Origin of the sequence: Pollutimonas sp. M17 (assembly GCF_025836975.1) — a bacterium.
Classification (GTDB): domain Bacteria; phylum Pseudomonadota; class Gammaproteobacteria; order Burkholderiales; family Burkholderiaceae_B.
In genome coordinates this window covers 2,016,598-2,031,954 of the sequence record NZ_CP107548.1, presented here as the reverse complement: position 1 = coordinate 2,031,954, position 15,357 = coordinate 2,016,598, and the positions used below count along the sequence as shown (strand labels likewise).

Below are 15,357 nucleotides of genomic sequence, written 5' to 3'. Positions count from 1 at the left end.
TCAGCCCACCTGGAATTCGGTTTCCGGATAGCGCACGCGGCTGCGCTTTTGCGTGGCCAGGCTGTATACCAGAGTCAAGGGGCCGAGCCGGCCGGCGAACATGAGCAGGGTCAGCAGGAACTGGCTGGGCGCGGACAGCGTGTGGGTCAGGTTCCGGCTCAGTCCCGTGGTGCTGACGGCCGACACCACTTCGAAAAGGATGCTGATGAAGGGCGCGCGCTCGAGTATGGTCAGGAGCAGGACGCCCGTGAAGATCAGCACGCAGGTGACCAGGACCAGCGCAAGCGCTTTCTGGACCGTGTCGGGCGATACCGAACGCTTCATCAGCACGACTTCCTTGCGATGGAAGATATAGGAATGGACCGCGGCAAGCAGGACGATGAAGGTTCCTATCTTGATGCCGCTGGCGGTGCTCAGCGAGCCGCCGCCTATGAACATCAGCAGGATGACCACCAGAGTGGAACTGTCGTGCAGCTTGGTGACGTCGATGCTGGCAAAGCCGGCGGTGCGGCTGGTCACGCTTTGCAGCCAGGCGGCCAGCGCCTGGCCATGGACCGACAGGCTTCCAAGGGTATCCGGGTTGTTGAACTCCAGCGCCCAGATGGCGATGAAGCCGGTCAGGTTCAGGGCCAGCGTGCCCAGCAGTATGGCCTTGGTGTAGGGCAGCAGGGTGGTCCAGCGCTTCTTGTGCCCGACGTCGCTCAGCACTGAAAAGCCGATGCCGCCAAGAATGATGGAAAAGCTGATTGTCAGGATGGTGACGGGGTCGGCCACGAACAGGGCCAGGCTGGATGGAAACAGCGAGAAGCCCGCGTTGTTGAAGGCCGCGACGGCATGGAACACCGCCCGGTACGCCGCGGTGGCCAAGGGGTAGTCGCGCCACCACCATAAGGCCAGGATGACCGCCGCAGCGGCTTCTATGCCCAGCGACAGCTTGAAAACCGAAAACGCCGTGCGGCGGATCTTGGAGACGCTGGTCTGATTGAAGGCTTCAAGCGCCAGCGCCTGGTGCTTCAGGCTCATTTTCTTGCCCAGGGTGATGGCGGCCACCACGGCGAAGGTGACGAAGCCCAATCCCCCCAGCTGCACCAGGCCGATGAGCACGATCTGGCCGAAATGGGTCAGGGAGACGGCCGGGTCGATGATGGTCAGGCCGGTGACGGTGACGGCCGAGGTTGCCATGAAAAAGGCCGTGAACAGGCTTATGGGTTCGCGGCCCGCAATGGGCAGGGCAAGCAGGAGGGTGCCCACGGCGATCAGCGCCATGAAGCCCGCGGCCAGCACGATGGGCGGGCTGGCGCGCAGCAGGCCGGTGCGCCGTATGCGCTCGTACGACTGGTAGGTATAGGTATGCAGCGGCAGCCAGTTGCGCATGGCTCAGGCAAGCTTGGGCGCGATGGCCTTCAGGGCATTCAGTTGCCCGAGCAGCACCAGGGTGTCTTTGGCTTCCAGCGCGAAGTCGTCCGACGGATGGACGAATGTCTGGGTTTTGCGCTTGACCAGCAGGACGTGGATGCTGTCGGGCACGCCTTGCAGCACCTGGTTCAGCGGCACGCCTTCCAGGCGCTCGCTTACGTCTATTTCCACGACGAACTCGCCGTTGCCCATGGAAATGTAGTCGTTGACCATGGGGTAGCTGAGCGCCTGGGCCACGCGTATGCCCATCTCTTCCTCGGGATGGACGATGCGGTCCACGCCCAGCTTGCTCAGGATGAGATGCTGGGCATGCGAGGTGGCTTTGACCCAGATCGTCTGTATGCCCAGGGACTTCAAATGGACGATGCACAGCAGGCTGGCCTGGATGGCTTCGCCTATGGCGACCAGAACCACGTCGTAGTTGTCCAGTCCCAGTTCTTCGAGGGCGGCGCGGTCGGTGACGTCGGCGATGACCGCGTGCGTCAACTGATCGGCGTACTTGTCGATGACTTTACCGTCGGTGTCGACCCCCAGGACCGAATGGCCCATTTTTATGAGCTCGAGAGCGGAGGCTGAACCGAAACGGCCCAGGCCTATAACGGCGAATTGTCCCATGTGCGTCCTTGATTTCATCCCGGCCGATTGCTTGCATTACGATAGTGGATTGCGGGGATGGCGGAAATTCTGGTAAAAACCCTAGTGGACATGTGCTTGTGTGGGCGGTTCGTGTTCTTTTCAGGCACACTGGCCAGGGTTAACCTTGATTTGATGAGTAGCAGTATTGACGATGACTAGCTTGTTCGACCCCATTGAACTGGGGGCTGTGGCATTAAGCAACCGTATTGTAATGGCTCCGCTCACGCGGAATCGCGCATCGGATGGACGCGTGCCCAACGACTTGATGCGCAGCTATTATTGTCAGCGGGCGACCGCCGGCCTTATCCTGTCGGAAGCCACCTCGGTGTCTCCGCAAGGGGTGGGATATCCCTGCACCCCCGGCATCTGGAGCAGTGCCCAGGTCGAGGGATGGAAAAAAATCACGCAGGCCGTGCACGGCAAGGGCGGGAAGATCTTCCTGCAGCTCTGGCACGTGGGCCGCGTTTCCGACCCCGAATTCCTGAACGGCGAAATTCCCGTGGCGCCCAGCGCCATCGCCTGCCAGGGCAATGTCAGCCTGCTGCGTCCCAAGCGCCCTTACGTGGTGCCGCGCGCCCTCCATGTCGAGGAAATTCCCGGCATCGTCAACGATTTCGCGCGGGCCGCCCAGAATGCCCGTGAAGCCGGCTTCGACGGCGTGGAAGTGCACGCCGCCAATGGCTACCTGATCGACCAGTTCCTTCAGGACGGCGTCAACAAGCGGCATGACGAGTATGGCGGCTCCGTCGAGAACAGGGCGCGCCTGCTGCTGGAAGTGGTCGATGCCTGCGTGGGCGTATGGGGGGCGGGCCGCGTGGGCGTGCATCTTTCGCCGCGCGGCGATGCGCATTCCATGTCGGACTCCAATCCGCGCGAACTCTTTTCCCATGTGGCCCGCGCGCTGGGCCAGCGCGGCATCGCCTTCATCTTCACGCGGGAAGCCCTGGGCGAGGACAGCCTGACCGCGGAGATACGCGGCCAGTTCGGCGGCCCGGTCATCGTCAACGAGAATTACGACATTGCCACGGCGCAGAGCATGGTATCCCAGGGACGGGCCGACGCGGTGGCCTTCGGCAAGGCCTTTATCGCCAATCCCGACCTGGTGGCGCGCCTGAAAGCCGGCGCTTCGCTCAACGACTGGGATCCGGGCACCTTCTACACGGCCGGGCCGAAGGGCTATATCGACTATCCCTTTCTTTCCGGCGCGGCTTCGCCGCAGAAAGAAGCCTGCTCCTAATACAGAAAAAGATTCCAATTGCCGCTTGCGGCGTGATAACTTTTCAGTTGGATGCGGGCGGAGGCACGGAGGAACGGTGAAAGCGCAATTAATCAGTATCGGGGCGGCGGCGCTGCTGGCGGGCTGCATTGGGGGCATACAGCCCGGCGACGAGTCGCCCACGGTGTCCTATACGGTTCCCCGCAGCTATCAAACGGTTTATCTTCGGGCCCAGAACCAGGCCGACGAATGCCTGCGCGGCAACAAGCACTACGACGTCTATGCGCAGGTCGATCCGGCCATGCAGACGGGCAGCGTTGCGGTGCGCAGTCCGCTGGGCGGGCTGGAGGTCGCGCGCACCGACATCAAGGCCATCGATTCCAAGCATACCCAGGTCACCCATACCGTCTGGGGGCCTTCGCCCTGGGACCGGGGCGCCCTGAGCGCCATGCGCCAGTCCATCATGATGGACACCTCGGTTTGCGTGGTCTACCGCTGAGTCCGTATCCGCTGCGCTTTGGCGCCCACCCATGATGGGGGCCGCCGGCTTGAACCCGGCGGGCGGCGCCTTGCCGCCTTACATCAAGCGTGTTTTTACCTGGGCGGAAACCGCCGACATGTCGGCGCGGCCGGCCAGCGCCGTCTTCAGCATGGCCATGACCTTCCCCATGGCGGGCGCGCCCGTCACGCCCTGACCGTTCACCTCGGCAATGGCGGCGTCGATGGCGGCGTCGATTTCCGCGGGTTCGGCCTGCTTGGGCAGGAATTCCTGCAAGACGGCCAGTTCGGCCTTTTCCTGTTCGGCGGTTTCAAGGCGTCCGGCCTGCTCGAAGGCGGCAATGGATTCGCGGCGCTGCTTGACCTGCTTTTCGATGATGGCGGTGATGTCGGCATCGGCCAGGTCGCGGCGGTCGTCGACTTCTTTTTGCTTGATCGCGGCCTGCAGGAAACGCAGGGTGCCCAGCCGGGCGGAATCCTTGGCGCGCATGGCGGTTTTTACGTTGTCGGCCAATTGCTGTTTTAGCGTGTTGCCCATGATGCATCCTGATCAAAGCGTCCATTTTAATGGAAGTCCCGGCTGCGAGTGGGCAGGGAGCCCAGCAGGTCGCTCAGATCGACCAGCCGGCTGGCCACCAGATGGCTGATGCCCTGATGGCGCTGCCAGATGCCGTAGACGCCCATCAGGCTGGATTGCACCAGGGCGGCGCGCTGGCGCTGGGCCAATTCGGCATGGACGATGACATTGACATTGCCCGTTTCGTCCTCGAGTGTGACGAACACCGTGCCCTTGGCCGTCTGGGGGCGTTGGCGTCCGGTCACGATGCCGCAGGCCCGGGCCAGGCGCCGGTCGGGATAGTCTGCGGCCAATGCGGCCGCCTGCACGAATCGGCGGGCTTGCAAGGCAGGCCGCAGCAAAGCCACGGGATGGCGCCCCAGGGTCAAGCCCAGGGAACGATAGTCGGCATCGATGTCCTGGCCTTCGGTGGGGGCGGGCAACAGGGGCTGGACGGCTTCGTTGATGGGCGCATCGTGCAGCAGGCCCTTGAGCGGCTGGCTTGCGGCCTGCCAGCGGGCCTGGCGCCGATGGCCGCTCAGCGCCTGCAGGGCATTGGCGGCGGCCAGGGCATCCATCTCGTGGCGGCTCAAGCCCGCGCGGGTGGCCAGATCCTGCACCGAACAAAAAGCCTGCGCCTGACGAGCCGCCTCGATGCGCAGGGCGGCTTCCGTGGACAAGCCCTTGACCTGGTTCAGCCCGAGGCGCACGGCCGGGCGTTTGCCGTCGGGTTCCAGGCTTGCATCCCAGCAACTTGTTTCGATGGCCACCGGCAGGACACTGACGTGGTGGCGTCTGGCATCCTGCACCAATTGGCTGGGCGAGTAAAAGCCCATGGGCTGCGAATTGAGCAGCGCGGCCAGAAAGGCCTCGGGCTCGTGGCGCTTGAGCCAGGCGCTGATGTAGGCCAGCTTGGCAAAACTGGCCGCATGGCTTTCGGGGAAGCCGTATTCGCCGAAGCCTTCCAGTTGCTGGAACAGGCGCAGGGCAAATTCTTCGTCGCAACCGTTGCGTACCATGCCGTCGACCAGGCGCTGCCGGAAATGATCGATGCCTCCCTTGCGCTTCCAGGCGGCCATGGAGCGTCGCAATTGGTCGGCTTCGTCGGCGGTGAAATCGGCGGCCACCATGGCGATCTGCATGGCTTGCTCCTGGAAGATGGGAACGCCCAGCGTGCGCTTCAGCACCTTGGTGATGGCGGGCGTGGGGCTTTCGATCTCTTCCTGTTCTTGCCGGCGCCGCAGGTAGGGATGGACCATTCCGCCCTGGATGGGGCCGGGCCGGACGATGGCCACCTGGACCACCAGGTCGTAGAAGACGGCCGGCTTGAGGCGGGGCAGCATGCTCATCTGCGCACGCGATTCGATCTGGAACACGCCTATCGTATCGGCTTGCTGGATCATCCGGTAGGTGGGCTCGTCATCGTTCGGAATATCCTGCATGAGCAGGGGTTGGCCCCGCCGGAGGCTGGCCAGGTCAAGGCAGCGGTGCAGCGCCGACAGCATGCCCAGCGCCAGGATGTCGACCTTCAACAAGCCCATGGCATCCAGGTCGTCCTTGTCCCACTGGACGATGCTGCGATCAGGCATGGCGGCGTTCTCGATGGGAACCAGCCGGCACAGCTTGTCGCGCGCGATCACGAAGCCACCCGGATGCTGGGACAAATGCCGTGGAAAACCCATCAGTTCCTGTGCCAGACCGGCCCACAGCCCGGCAATGCGCGAATCGCCCTGCAGGCCATGCTCGGCTATCCGTTCCAGCAGATTCTGCTTGCCGTCCCAGTAGTGGAAAGACTTGGCGACCCGGTCGATCAGCGCGGGATCCAGGCCCAGCGCCTTGCCCGTGTCGCGCAGTACGCTGCGCGTGCGATAGCCGCTGACCACGGCGGTCAGCGCGGCCCTGTGCCGCCCATACTTTTCATAGATGTACTGAATGACTTCTTCGCGGCGCTGATGCTCGAAGTCCACGTCGATGTCGGGCGGTTCCCTGCGGGCCTGGCTGATGAAGCGGGCGAACAGGGCATTGCCGTTTTCGGGATCGACTTCGGTGATGCCCAGGCAATAGCAGACGGCGGAGTTCGCCGCCGAGCCGCGGCCCTGGCACAGGATATTGCGTTGCCGCGCGAATGTGACGATATCGTAGACGGTCAGGAAATACGGCTCGTACTCGAGCCCCGCAATAATGAGCAACTCGCTTTCCAACTGGTTCTTGATGGAGCCGGGTATGCCCTTGGGATAGCGCCGGTGGGCGCCGGCGTAGGTCTCCTGGCGCAGGTAGGCCGCAGGGCTCATGCCGTCGGGCACGATTTCCCGGGGATATTGATAGCGGATCTCGTCCAGGCGGAATGTGCAAAGTCCGGCCAGGACGCGGGTTTCTTCCAGCGCATGAGCGGGATAGGCATTGGCCAGGCGTACACGGCTGCGCAGATGATGTTCCGCGTTGGGCTTGAGATCGTAGCCGCAGTGCTGCACGGCCTGCTTCAGGCGTATGGCCGCCAGGGTATCGTGCAGGGGCTGGCGCGAACGCCTGTGCATTTCCACCTGGCCGATGGCCACCAGGCGGATCGATAGCCGGCGGGCCGTTGCTTGCAGCGTGGCCAGGTGCAGGGCATCGGCATGCCGGTGGAGCAGGCCCAGTCCCATCCAGAGGCGTCCGGCGAAAACGCGCAGCAGCCGCGTCGCCTGGTCGCGCACCAGGCCGGCTTCGGCGCCGTAATCCGGCTTCAGTATGCACAGGCAGTCGGGCAGGTCCTTAAGGTGTTCGCAGCCGGATGGCGGCGAGGCGATGTCGTCCAGGCTTAAGCGGTAGCGGCCTTTTTCGCTGCGCCTGCGGGCCAGGGTGATCAATTCCGACAGATCGCCATAGCCTTTTTTGTTGCATGCCAGGACGATGATTTCCATGCCGTCCACCTTGAAACGGCTGCCGATGATCAGTTTGATCGATTGTTTTTTGGCCTCGGTCCAGGCGCGCACCACGCCGGCCAGGGAACATTCGTCGCAGAGCGCCAGGGCTTCGTAGCCCAGCTCCGCGGCGCGCTCGACCAGTTCCTCGGGATGCGAGGCGCCTTGCAGGAATGAGAAGTTGGACAGGCAGTCCAGTTCGGCATAGTCGGGAAGAACGGCGGCTTTCATGGGAAACGGCAGGCCGGGTTCAGCCGAAGAAACCGTGCAGGAACCAGCCCGGGCCGTCGCCCTCGCGCTGCTGGTAGACCCAGTAGCGCGCGCCCAGTTCGTCCTGCGCGATGAAGTAATCGCGCTGCTCGTGTCCGGTGGCGTCCCACCAGCCGGTTTCCAGGCGTTCCGGCCCGAGAATCAGGCGCAGGCCGCTGCGCTTGTAGACGGGCCGGTCATTGCGGATGTCCAGTCTTTCGGCCCGAGGCAGCAGCCAGAACGGGCGGGCCTGCCCGGACAAGGCCGGCGGCATCTGCGCCGCGCCGTCCCGCGCGGTGGCGGCCTGCCAGCGGTTGGCCTGTTCGGGGCGGTAATCGGCGCTGGGGCAGGCGTGCAGGACGCGATCCCGTCCCAGCCGGGCTTGCAGGAGGTCCAGCATCCGGTGCTCCTGGCGCAGCCATTGCTCGGGTTCCGGAAACAGGCTGAGGCTGGCCGCCGGCCGGGAAAGCGCCTGGGTAACGGAAAGCTCGAGCGAAATGACGGGCGCTTCCAGACTGAGCGATTGCAATTGTTCGTCGAGCACGGCCATGAAATTTTCAGGCAGCCAGGCGTCTTCGGACAGGCGCAACCCAATACAGGTGGGGGCTCTGGCGTGGCGGCCTTTTTCGTGATGCAGCCGCAGATCGAGCACGCGGGCGGCGCGTTGCCTGGCATGCAGCCAGCCGCACAGCTGTTCGATCAGGCGGCCCGCGACCGCAAGAATGGCATTGCAATGCTCCAGGTGTTCGGTCAGTTCGTATCGCTGATTGAAGCGCTCGGGCGCCTGGAACCAGGGAAAGCTTTGACGTCCGTCTCCGTAGGCCTGATCCAGTTCCTGCAGCAGCAGGGGGCTGCTGCGCTGCTGGAGCCCCTTGCGGGGCAATGCGCGCAATTGCGCCAGATTGCGGCATGCGATGCCGTCCAGCCAGTCGCCAAAAGGACGTGCGGCGGGCAGGGCGTGACAAGGCAGGCAGTCGAGGCGGCGCGCCAGCGCCTTATGGCTTATGACGCGGCGCGGACTGGGCCGGCTGCGGCAGGCAAGCATCCAGGCGCCCAGAGCGGTGGGCGCCATGCCGATGCGCGCCCGGACGCCCATGTTGTCCAGGCTGGCCCGGATGCGTGCGTGCAGGCGGCGCGCGCCATGAAACAGGCTCAGGCTTGCGCCGGCTTCGAGGAGCAGCGCGCTCTCTTCGAAAAAGGCCACATTGGGCGTGTATTGCAAGAGGCAAAGGGCGATTTCCTGCAGATGATCGTGCCGTGCTTGCGCCTGGTCGGGGGCCAGCAGGATGTCGGGAGCCAATCCCAGCGCGGTGCTGGACCGCATGCCCGGCCTGACGCCTTTGGCCTGGGCCGCCGGCGTGCAGGCGCAGACCCGGTCCTGAAGCAGGACCGCGGCGGGACGCGCTTCAGCTGGCCAGCGCGGGAAGTGGACGTCCAGGCTGTGCGTGGGCAGGTACAGGCTGAACCAGAGAGGCGTGCTGTTCATGGTGTTCGGGGCGCGGCGCCGTGCCGCGCGCGGGATTCAGGACAATGGATACGGGCTTGTCGCAGGAAGGGCCGCGCCGCTTGAGAATGAAGGCTTCTATGCCCTGGGCGACGGGCATCAGCCGCAGGCGCAGGGGTGCGGCGCTGGCATGCATGGCCTGGGCTTGCGGACGCAGCAGCACGAAAAGCGTGTCGCTTTGCTGAGCCACGAGATGCAGGCGGCGCAAGCCGGCCGGATGCGGAGCGCCGGCCCAGCAAAGCAGGGCGGCGCAGGCATTGTGTTTCAGGATTTGCTCGGCCGCCCACAGGGCGTCGCCCTGGGTCTTGGGGTTGACCCATAGCAGGCGCCGCGCCTGAAGCCGCCAGTCGACCCAGCAATGGAAATGGGGTTCGTAAGGCGGGTGCACCAGGATCACGCTGCGCTCGGATGAAAGATGCTCCAGGGCTGGCCGCAGCAAATGGATTTCGCCTATGCCGGGCCGGCTGGGCAGGAACTCGATGAGCGAACCCAGGGGCCAGCCCTGCCCCGGAAGCTCGCGATCCAGCGCGGCGAAGCCGGTGGAAACGACGGGGCGCTGCGAGCGGGCAAGCTGGGTTCCCCGCCACAGGGCTGGATGAATGTGTTCCGGGCGTTGCGAAGAAAAACCAGGCATGGAGGCATGTGCCAAATGTTCGATACTGTATAAATATACAGTAAAAGACGCCGGGACTCTAATCGAACGCGCTTTCCATCTAGCGTACAATTTTTGGATTGCCAAGCAAGACCAGGCTTTCAGGAGGTAACGATATGGCGAAGCAGCCGGACTTTCCGGATCCTTTTATTTTCATACCCAAGACAGGAAAGCCCGAATTGCTTTTTGTGCTTTTGCATGGCGAGTCGGCCGATCCCCGACAACTGTTCCCCTTGGCCGAAGCCATCAAGCAGGCCTTCCCGCGCGCGATGGTCGTGCTTCCCTATGCATTTGAAAACATTCAGGCCGGCAGCCAGGCATCCGCAGCGGGCTGGAACGGGATAGCGGGCTATCACTGGATAAACCCGGTCGACCTGTCGGAAAGCAATTACGCCGAGCGCGTCGCCCAGGCCTTGCCGGCCCTTATCGGGCAGGTTCGGCAAATACAGGCCGCCTATGGCTTGACGGGGCAGCAGACGGCCCTGGCCGGATTTTCCCAAGGCGCATCGATGGCGCTGGAGGCCAGTCACGCCCGGCCCGATCTGGCTGGCCGTGTTCTGGCCTTTTCGGGGCTGTATGCGGCCCTGCCCAGTTCGGCGCCTCCCACCACCATGTTGCATTTTTTCCATGGCGCCAACGACCAGCAGGTTTCGGTCGACGATGTCGAATCCACGCTGGTCCGTCTTGGCGAACTGCAAGGCGATGCGACCCTGGATGTGGCCTCCAGGATAGGACATGAATTGCACGACGCCCTGATCAAGCAGGCCATAGTGCGCTTGCAGACTTGCGTTCCCTTGCGCAACTGGGAGGACGCCCTGGGCTCGCTGCAGGAACAAGGCGAAGCGCCCGCGGCGGCACCCCCCCCCGGGCAGGACCTTGCATTAGGACATGTCAATCGGGACCCGAGGCGGGCCTGTTCCAGGTGAACACCACGCGAGTCGTTCCCGTTGGAGCGATGGTGATTTCCCTTGATTGCGTCTGGTTGTCGTAGGTGACGAAAACACGGTACGAGCCCGGGTCCAGCCGGGCCAGGAAATACGGGCCGTCGGATGCGACATTCAGGACGGTTGCATCGCTTGCGTTGCGGATCACCACCTGCACTTCGCCGGCATAGGCCGCCTTGCCATCAACCTGGCTGGCAAACGTCAGGGCAAGAGGCCACTGGTTCATGGCCTGCTTCAAGGCGGTGGACTCATCCTGGCCGAAGCCTCCGCTGATGTATTCGGTGCCGCCCTGTATCTGCGTTTGGGGAAGCTCGGCGCGGGACTGGGCGTACAGGCCGCTGGCCAGCAGCACAGCCGTCGCCAGAGCCATGTTCAGGACCGCTTTCGGCGGCCTGATGCCCAAGATGGAAACTTTCATGGCGCACTCCTTGAGACAATGGAAAAAGGCCAGTCGTGCCGTTGGGTGGACAGGCCTGATTCATCGTAGCTCACTTCGCTGAAGAGCACACGTCCGCTGGCATGCACGGCAATGACCGTGGAGCAGCGGGTGCCGTAGTCGGGGCTCACGATGAAAGGGCTGCTGAGCAGCCGTTCGCGCTCCAGCGTCAGGCCCGTGTTCGGCAGGACGTGGTCCTGGGCGGGCGTGCCGTCCTTGAGTATCTCGAAGATGGGCGTCAGCGATTGCTCCAGCCTATTCAGCGGGAAGGAGTCGAGCGCGGCCCGCAGGCGTTCCGCCTTTGGCCAGGGCGTGTCCAGAAGATGGTTGGATACGATGTAGCGCCCTGGCCGCAGGAGCTGGGGCGCGGTCTGGCCGGCCCGGTTGCCCACATAGCAGGCGGCGTCCAGGTCGCCCGCGATCAGATTGAATCCGTTGTAGTCGGATCCCGCCGCATGGACCTGCCGCGCATACGATGCGGGCGGTTCGCCGCCCGTCAGGTAGCGGCTGACCAGTTCGCCGCGCGACGGCGCGCCGGGCATGAAGCGGGATGGATCGCGATAATTGGTCAACAGGGCAAACCGGCCTTGCCGGGTGATGCCCAGCCAGCTTCCCCCGCCCAGGCAGTCCATGCCGGCAATGACGTCGGGCCGGTCGCGCCAGGGAGCGGCCGGCAGGCTGGGTCGCTGATGGAACTCGTCGCGATTGGCCGCAATGAACAAGGGCCACTGCGGATCCGCGGAGATGGCCAGATAGGCAATGCACATGGTCGGGAAGCGACCTTACAGCATGGCTACGTTGCTGCTGTTTTCAACCAGATTGCGGATGCGCACGGCATCGCCGATGCGTGAGTAGCGGCCCGTGGAGTTGAGCAGCACAATGGCGACGTCGCGATTATCGATGCGGGTCAGCATGACCAGGCACTCGCCGGCTTCGTTGATGAAGCCGGTCTTGGATATCTGGATGTCCCAATCGGAATTCTTCACCAGGCGATTGGTGTTGTTGTAGACCAGCTGGCGACCGCGTCCGACATCGACCTGGTAGCTGTCGTCGGTGGTATAGCGATGAATCAGCGGCTGCTTGCTGACGGCGCGCAATAGCTTGACGAGATCGCGCGGCGAGGAAACGTTGTCGCTGGACAGGCCGGTGGGTTCGACGAAATGCGTCTTGCGCATGCCCAGGGCGCGCGCCTTGTCGTTCATGGCGCGCACAAAAGCGGGCATGCCGCCCGGATAATAGCGGCCCAGGGCGTGGGCGGCGCGGTTTTCGGAGGACATGAGCGCCAGATGCAGCATGGTGGCACGGCTGAGCTGGGTGCCGACCCGCAGGCGCGAGCGCGAATGGCGCAGGCGGTCGACGTCGGCATCGGAAATTTCCAATGTCTCGTCCATGGGCAAGCCGGCTTCGGCCACCACCAACGCGGTCATCAGCTTGGAGATGGATGCAATCGGACGGACTTCATCGCTGTTCTTGTCGTAGAGCACATGAGAGCTCTCCAGGTCTTGCACGAAGGCGACTTCGGAACGCAGCACCGCCTGCCGCGTATCCAGCTCCGCTTCGGATGCGCCGGCCTGCGGAGGCGCGGCCAGGCTGCCTTGCGCCGAAAGGGCATAGCTGGCGGGGCGCAGGTTCTGGCGCCGTACGATTCGGGGCTTGCCGGCGCTGGCGACCTTGGCCGTCTTGCGCTTGGCGGCTTTCCTGGCGCTTGTTTTCCTGGGGGCGGCTTTCTTGGCCTGGACTTTCTGTGCCTGGGTGCTTTTCGTTTCTGCGCGCGCCTGGACGGGTGTGGCGGCCGTGCTCAGGGCGAACACGAAGCACAAGGGCAGCAGGGCCGATAATGAAAGGCGACGCAATGATGTTTTCCGGGCGGCAGACATGTGGCGGGCATGAAGTCGTATTTTTGATTGAAAAGATAATATCAGAAAAAATGTCTTTATATTAGGTAGTTACAACATTCTTTTAAGGTTTTTTTTAAGTCGTTTGCAAGATTTGCGCCATTTCGTGGAAATCGCTGTACATGAATCCAGTAAAAACAGGCCGCGCGATCGTCGGATCGGCGGCCTGTGTTTTCTGAATCCGGATGCCGGCCCCGTCCGCTTGATCGGCCAGGCCGATGCAACAGCGCAGGGCACAAGGGCCGGGCAGCGTGATCAATTGACCGTTATATTGGCCTTCTTGATGACTTCGGCAAAACGCTTGGTGTCGCTGTCGATCTGCTGGCTCATTTCAGCGCGCGAGTTGCCTATCGGTTCGGCGCCGATCTTGGACATCTTCTCGCGGAAGTCGGCCGACTTGATGACCTTGACCATTTCGGTGTTCAGCGTGTCCAGGATGTTTGCCGGCGTACCCGCGGGCGCCAGCACGCCGAACCAGGTGCCCAGGTCGAAGTCGTGCATGCCCGACTCGTTCAGTGTCGGCGTATCGGGCAGAACGGACGAGCGCTTGGCGGTGGTGACGGCCAGGGCGCGCAGCTTGCCGGCCTGGATGTGCGGCAGGACGGGAGTGACCGTGTCGAAGGACATGGTCACCTGGCCTCCGATCAGGTCGGTGGTCAGCGGGCCGCTGCCCTTGTAGGGCACGTGAAGCAGCTCGATGCCGTTCTGCATGGCGAACTGCGTGCCGATCAGGTGCTGCAAGGTGCCGTAGCCGTTCGATCCATAAGCCAGGCTGGTCGCCGATTTCCTGGCCAGAGCGACCAGCTCCGCAGGCGTTTTTGCCGGAGTATTGGCGGCGTTGATGACCAGCACGTTGGGCACCAGGGCGACAGTGGTAATGGGCTCGAAGCTTTTCTGAAAATCGTAGGACAGCTTTTTATAGACGCTGGTGGCGATGGTGTGGTGCACCGCGCCCATCAGCAGCGTATAGCCGTCGGGCTTGGAACGCGCGACGATGTCGGCGCCCAGTGTGGCGCCGGCTCCCGGTTTGTTCTCGACAATCACGGGCTGCCCCAGGGACTTGGACAATTGATCGCCCAGGGCGCGCGCCAGGACGTCGGTGGTGCCGCCCGCCGCGAACGGCACGACCAGGCTGACCGGCTTGTCGGGCCAGGCTTGCGCCATGGCGACAGAGCTCGACAAGGCGAGCGCGGCCAGCGCGCCGGCCCCCGCCATCGAGAATCCGGCCGCTCTTTTTCTAAAGGTGTTTGTCTGGCTTGGTTTCATGCTTGTCTTCTCCTTTGTTTTTATCGGGCGCCGGGCGGCGCCGTCTCGTGCCGCTGCTGATCAGGCTTGTGCGATCCGGCTGCACATGGCCTGGGTAACGTCCGCGGTCGTGGCCTTGCCGCCCAGATCGCCGGTATGCAATTCGGGGCGGGAGGTAATGTGCTCCAGGGCGCGCATGACGCGTTCGGCCGCGGCAGTTTCGCCCAGATGCTCCAGCAGCATGACGACCGACCAGAATGTGCCCACGGGATTGGCCAGGCCCTTGCCCATGATGTCGAAGGCCGATCCGTGGATGGGTTCGAACATGGACGGATAGCGCCGTTCGGGGTCGATGTTGCCGGTGGGCGCGATGCCCAGGCTGCCCGCCAGCGCGGCGGCCAGGTCGCTCAGGATGTCGGCGTGCAGGTTGGTGGCCACGATGGTGTCCATCGATGCGGGACGGTTCACCATGCGGGCCGTGGCGGCGTCCACCAGTTCCTTGTCCCAGGCGACATCGGGAAACTCCGCCGACACCTGCCTGGCGATCTCGTCCCACATGACCATGGCATGGCGCTGCGCATTGGACTTGGTGATGACGGTAAGCAGCTTGCGGGGACGCGACTGGGCCAGCCGGAAGGCGTAGCGCAGGATGCGTTCCACCCCGGCGCGTGTCATGATGGAAACGTCGGTGGCGGCTTCGATGGGATGCCCCTGATGGACGCGCCCGCCCACGCCGGAGTATTCGCCTTCCGAGTTCTCGCGGACGATGACCCAGTTCAGGTCTTCGATGGCGCAGCGCTTGAGCGGCGCGTCGATGCCTGGAAGAATGCGGGTCGGACGGACGTTGGCGTACTGGTCGAAGCCCTGGCAAATTTTCAGGCGCAGGCCCCACAGCGTGATGTGGTCGGGGATATCCGGGTCGCCGGCGGAGCCGAAAAGAATGGCGTCCTTGCCGCGCAGGGCGTCCAGCCCGTCTTCCGGCATCATGACGCCGTGCTTGCGGTAGTAGTCGCCGCCCCAATCGAAATTCTCGAACTCGAACGAGAAGGAGCGGTCCGCCGCGGCCAGTGCCTGCAGCAGTTCCTGGCCCGCGGGTATGACTTCCTTGCCGATGCCGTCGCCCGGTATGGTGGCGATGCGATATGTTTTCATCCTGTGCTCCTCTTGCAATGCTTGACCTTGCTTGAACTATAGGAGCAATTCGAGCCAA

The 15,357-nt window shown here is 63.6% G+C and carries 15 protein-coding genes; 3 read left to right on the top strand and 12 right to left on the bottom strand.

The features are described from left to right. Together OEG81_RS09670 and OEG81_RS09665 are read right to left on the bottom strand one after the other, a co-directional pair. Window positions 1-1,374 (bottom strand): TrkH family potassium uptake protein, encoded by a 1,374-nt coding sequence (locus OEG81_RS09670; RefSeq protein WP_264129024.1) that lies wholly within the window; start codon window positions 1,372-1,374, stop codon window positions 1-3. Between the two features lie 3 nt (window positions 1,375-1,377). After that, complete coding sequence (locus OEG81_RS09665; protein WP_264129023.1) at window positions 1,378-2,031, bottom strand: potassium channel family protein; 654 nt, start codon at window positions 2,029-2,031, stop codon at window positions 1,378-1,380. A gap of 172 nt (window positions 2,032-2,203) precedes the next feature. On the opposite strand from OEG81_RS09665, the gene OEG81_RS09660 reads away from it, so the two are divergent. Next, window positions 2,204-3,289 carry an alkene reductase gene (locus OEG81_RS09660; protein ID WP_264129022.1) on the top strand — a complete coding sequence of 362 codons (1,086 nt, stop codon included), beginning with the start codon at window positions 2,204-2,206 and terminating at the stop codon, window positions 3,287-3,289. 76 nt (window positions 3,290-3,365) lie between these two features. Then, on the top strand, window positions 3,366-3,767 hold the full coding sequence (locus OEG81_RS09655; RefSeq protein ID WP_264129021.1) for a BPTD_2524 family lipoprotein: 402 nt from the start codon (window positions 3,366-3,368) through the stop codon (window positions 3,765-3,767). A 78-nt stretch (window positions 3,768-3,845) separates the two neighbouring features. Here the strand turns inward: OEG81_RS09655 and OEG81_RS09650 are convergent, their stop codons facing one another. Genes OEG81_RS09650 through imuA form a run of 4 tightly spaced genes read right to left on the bottom strand, consistent with a single transcriptional unit; the run spans window position 3,846 to window position 9,609 of the window. After that, a complete protein-coding gene (locus OEG81_RS09650; RefSeq protein WP_412034053.1) occupies window positions 3,846-4,304 on the bottom strand; it encodes a GatB/YqeY domain-containing protein in 459 nt (152 codons plus the stop codon). A gap of 26 nt (window positions 4,305-4,330) precedes the next feature. Then, the gene (locus OEG81_RS09645; RefSeq protein WP_264129019.1) at window positions 4,331-7,453 is read right to left on the bottom strand and encodes an error-prone DNA polymerase; all 3,123 of its coding nucleotides are present in this window, start codon (window positions 7,451-7,453) and stop codon (window positions 4,331-4,333) included. A 19-nt stretch (window positions 7,454-7,472) separates the two neighbouring features. Next, window positions 7,473-8,957 (bottom strand): Y-family DNA polymerase, encoded by a 1,485-nt coding sequence (locus tag OEG81_RS09640; RefSeq protein ID WP_264129018.1) that lies wholly within the window; start codon window positions 8,955-8,957, stop codon window positions 7,473-7,475. Further along, window positions 8,878-9,609 carry a translesion DNA synthesis-associated protein ImuA gene (imuA, locus tag OEG81_RS09635; RefSeq protein ID WP_264129017.1) on the bottom strand — a complete coding sequence of 244 codons (732 nt, stop codon included), beginning with the start codon at window positions 9,607-9,609 and terminating at the stop codon, window positions 8,878-8,880. The genes OEG81_RS09640 and imuA overlap by 80 nt, the downstream gene beginning before the upstream one ends. Window positions 9,610-9,743: 134 nt before the next feature. Here imuA and ypfH point away from each other — a divergent pair, with 134 nt between their 5' ends. Beyond that, entirely contained in the window at window positions 9,744-10,553 is an 810-nt protein-coding gene (gene ypfH / locus OEG81_RS09630) for an esterase (RefSeq protein WP_264129016.1), read from the top strand. On the opposite strand, the gene OEG81_RS09625 is transcribed toward ypfH, so the two are convergent. The 6 genes from OEG81_RS09625 to OEG81_RS09600 all read right to left on the bottom strand — a co-directional run bounded on the left by OEG81_RS09625 (window position 10,519) and on the right by OEG81_RS09600 (window position 15,299). Next, entirely contained in the window at window positions 10,519-10,989 is a 471-nt protein-coding gene (locus OEG81_RS09625; RefSeq protein WP_264129015.1) for a carboxypeptidase-like regulatory domain-containing protein, read from the bottom strand. The genes ypfH and OEG81_RS09625 overlap by 35 nt on opposite strands. Then, window positions 10,986-11,774 (bottom strand): NRDE family protein, encoded by a 789-nt coding sequence (locus tag OEG81_RS09620; protein WP_264129014.1) that lies wholly within the window; start codon window positions 11,772-11,774, stop codon window positions 10,986-10,988. The genes OEG81_RS09625 and OEG81_RS09620 overlap by 4 nt, the downstream gene beginning before the upstream one ends. Before the next feature lie 15 nt (window positions 11,775-11,789). Beyond that, the gene (gene pbpG / locus OEG81_RS09615) at window positions 11,790-12,860 is read right to left on the bottom strand and encodes a D-alanyl-D-alanine endopeptidase (protein ID WP_264129013.1); all 1,071 of its coding nucleotides are present in this window, start codon (window positions 12,858-12,860) and stop codon (window positions 11,790-11,792) included. A gap of 118 nt (window positions 12,861-12,978) precedes the next feature. Next, on the bottom strand, window positions 12,979-13,161 hold the full coding sequence (locus tag OEG81_RS09610) for a hypothetical protein (protein WP_264129012.1): 183 nt from the start codon (window positions 13,159-13,161) through the stop codon (window positions 12,979-12,981). Continuing rightward, window positions 13,158-14,117, bottom strand: a complete 960-nt coding sequence (locus OEG81_RS09605; RefSeq protein WP_264132553.1) for a Bug family tripartite tricarboxylate transporter substrate binding protein — start codon at window positions 14,115-14,117, stop codon at window positions 13,158-13,160. Before OEG81_RS09605 ends, OEG81_RS09610 begins: the two co-directional genes overlap by 4 nt. A gap of 111 nt (window positions 14,118-14,228) precedes the next feature. Beyond that, window positions 14,229-15,299 carry a tartrate dehydrogenase gene (locus OEG81_RS09600; protein ID WP_264129011.1) on the bottom strand — a complete coding sequence of 357 codons (1,071 nt, stop codon included), beginning with the start codon at window positions 15,297-15,299 and terminating at the stop codon, window positions 14,229-14,231. Between the last annotated feature and the right edge of the window lie 58 nt (window positions 15,300-15,357).

What these genes read in the sequence shown, in the direction of transcription:
- OEG81_RS09670 (WP_264129024.1), bottom strand. Translation starts at nt 1,374, where the DNA reads ATGCGCAACTGGCTGCCGCTGCATACCTATACCTACCAGTCGTACGAG.
- OEG81_RS09665 (WP_264129023.1), bottom strand. Translation starts at nt 2,031, where the DNA reads ATGGGACAATTCGCCGTTATAGGCCTGGGCCGTTTCGGTTCAGCCTCC.
- OEG81_RS09660 (WP_264129022.1), top strand. Translation starts at nt 2,204, where the DNA reads ATGACTAGCTTGTTCGACCCCATTGAACTGGGGGCTGTGGCATTAAGC.
- OEG81_RS09650 (WP_412034053.1), bottom strand. Translation starts at nt 4,304, where the DNA reads ATGGGCAACACGCTAAAACAGCAATTGGCCGACAACGTAAAAACCGCC.
- OEG81_RS09645 (WP_264129019.1), bottom strand. Translation starts at nt 7,453, where the DNA reads ATGAAAGCCGCCGTTCTTCCCGACTATGCCGAACTGGACTGCCTGTCC.
- OEG81_RS09640 (WP_264129018.1), bottom strand. Translation starts at nt 8,957, where the DNA reads ATGAACAGCACGCCTCTCTGGTTCAGCCTGTACCTGCCCACGCACAGC.
- imuA (WP_264129017.1), bottom strand. Translation starts at nt 9,609, where the DNA reads ATGCCTGGTTTTTCTTCGCAACGCCCGGAACACATTCATCCAGCCCTG.
- ypfH (WP_264129016.1), top strand. Translation starts at nt 9,744, where the DNA reads ATGGCGAAGCAGCCGGACTTTCCGGATCCTTTTATTTTCATACCCAAG.
- OEG81_RS09625 (WP_264129015.1), bottom strand. Translation starts at nt 10,989, where the DNA reads ATGAAAGTTTCCATCTTGGGCATCAGGCCGCCGAAAGCGGTCCTGAAC.
- OEG81_RS09620 (WP_264129014.1), bottom strand. Translation starts at nt 11,774, where the DNA reads ATGTGCATTGCCTATCTGGCCATCTCCGCGGATCCGCAGTGGCCCTTG.
- OEG81_RS09605 (WP_264132553.1), bottom strand. Translation starts at nt 14,117, where the DNA reads ATGGCGGGGGCCGGCGCGCTGGCCGCGCTCGCCTTGTCGAGCTCTGTC.
- OEG81_RS09600 (WP_264129011.1), bottom strand. Translation starts at nt 15,299, where the DNA reads ATGAAAACATATCGCATCGCCACCATACCGGGCGACGGCATCGGCAAG.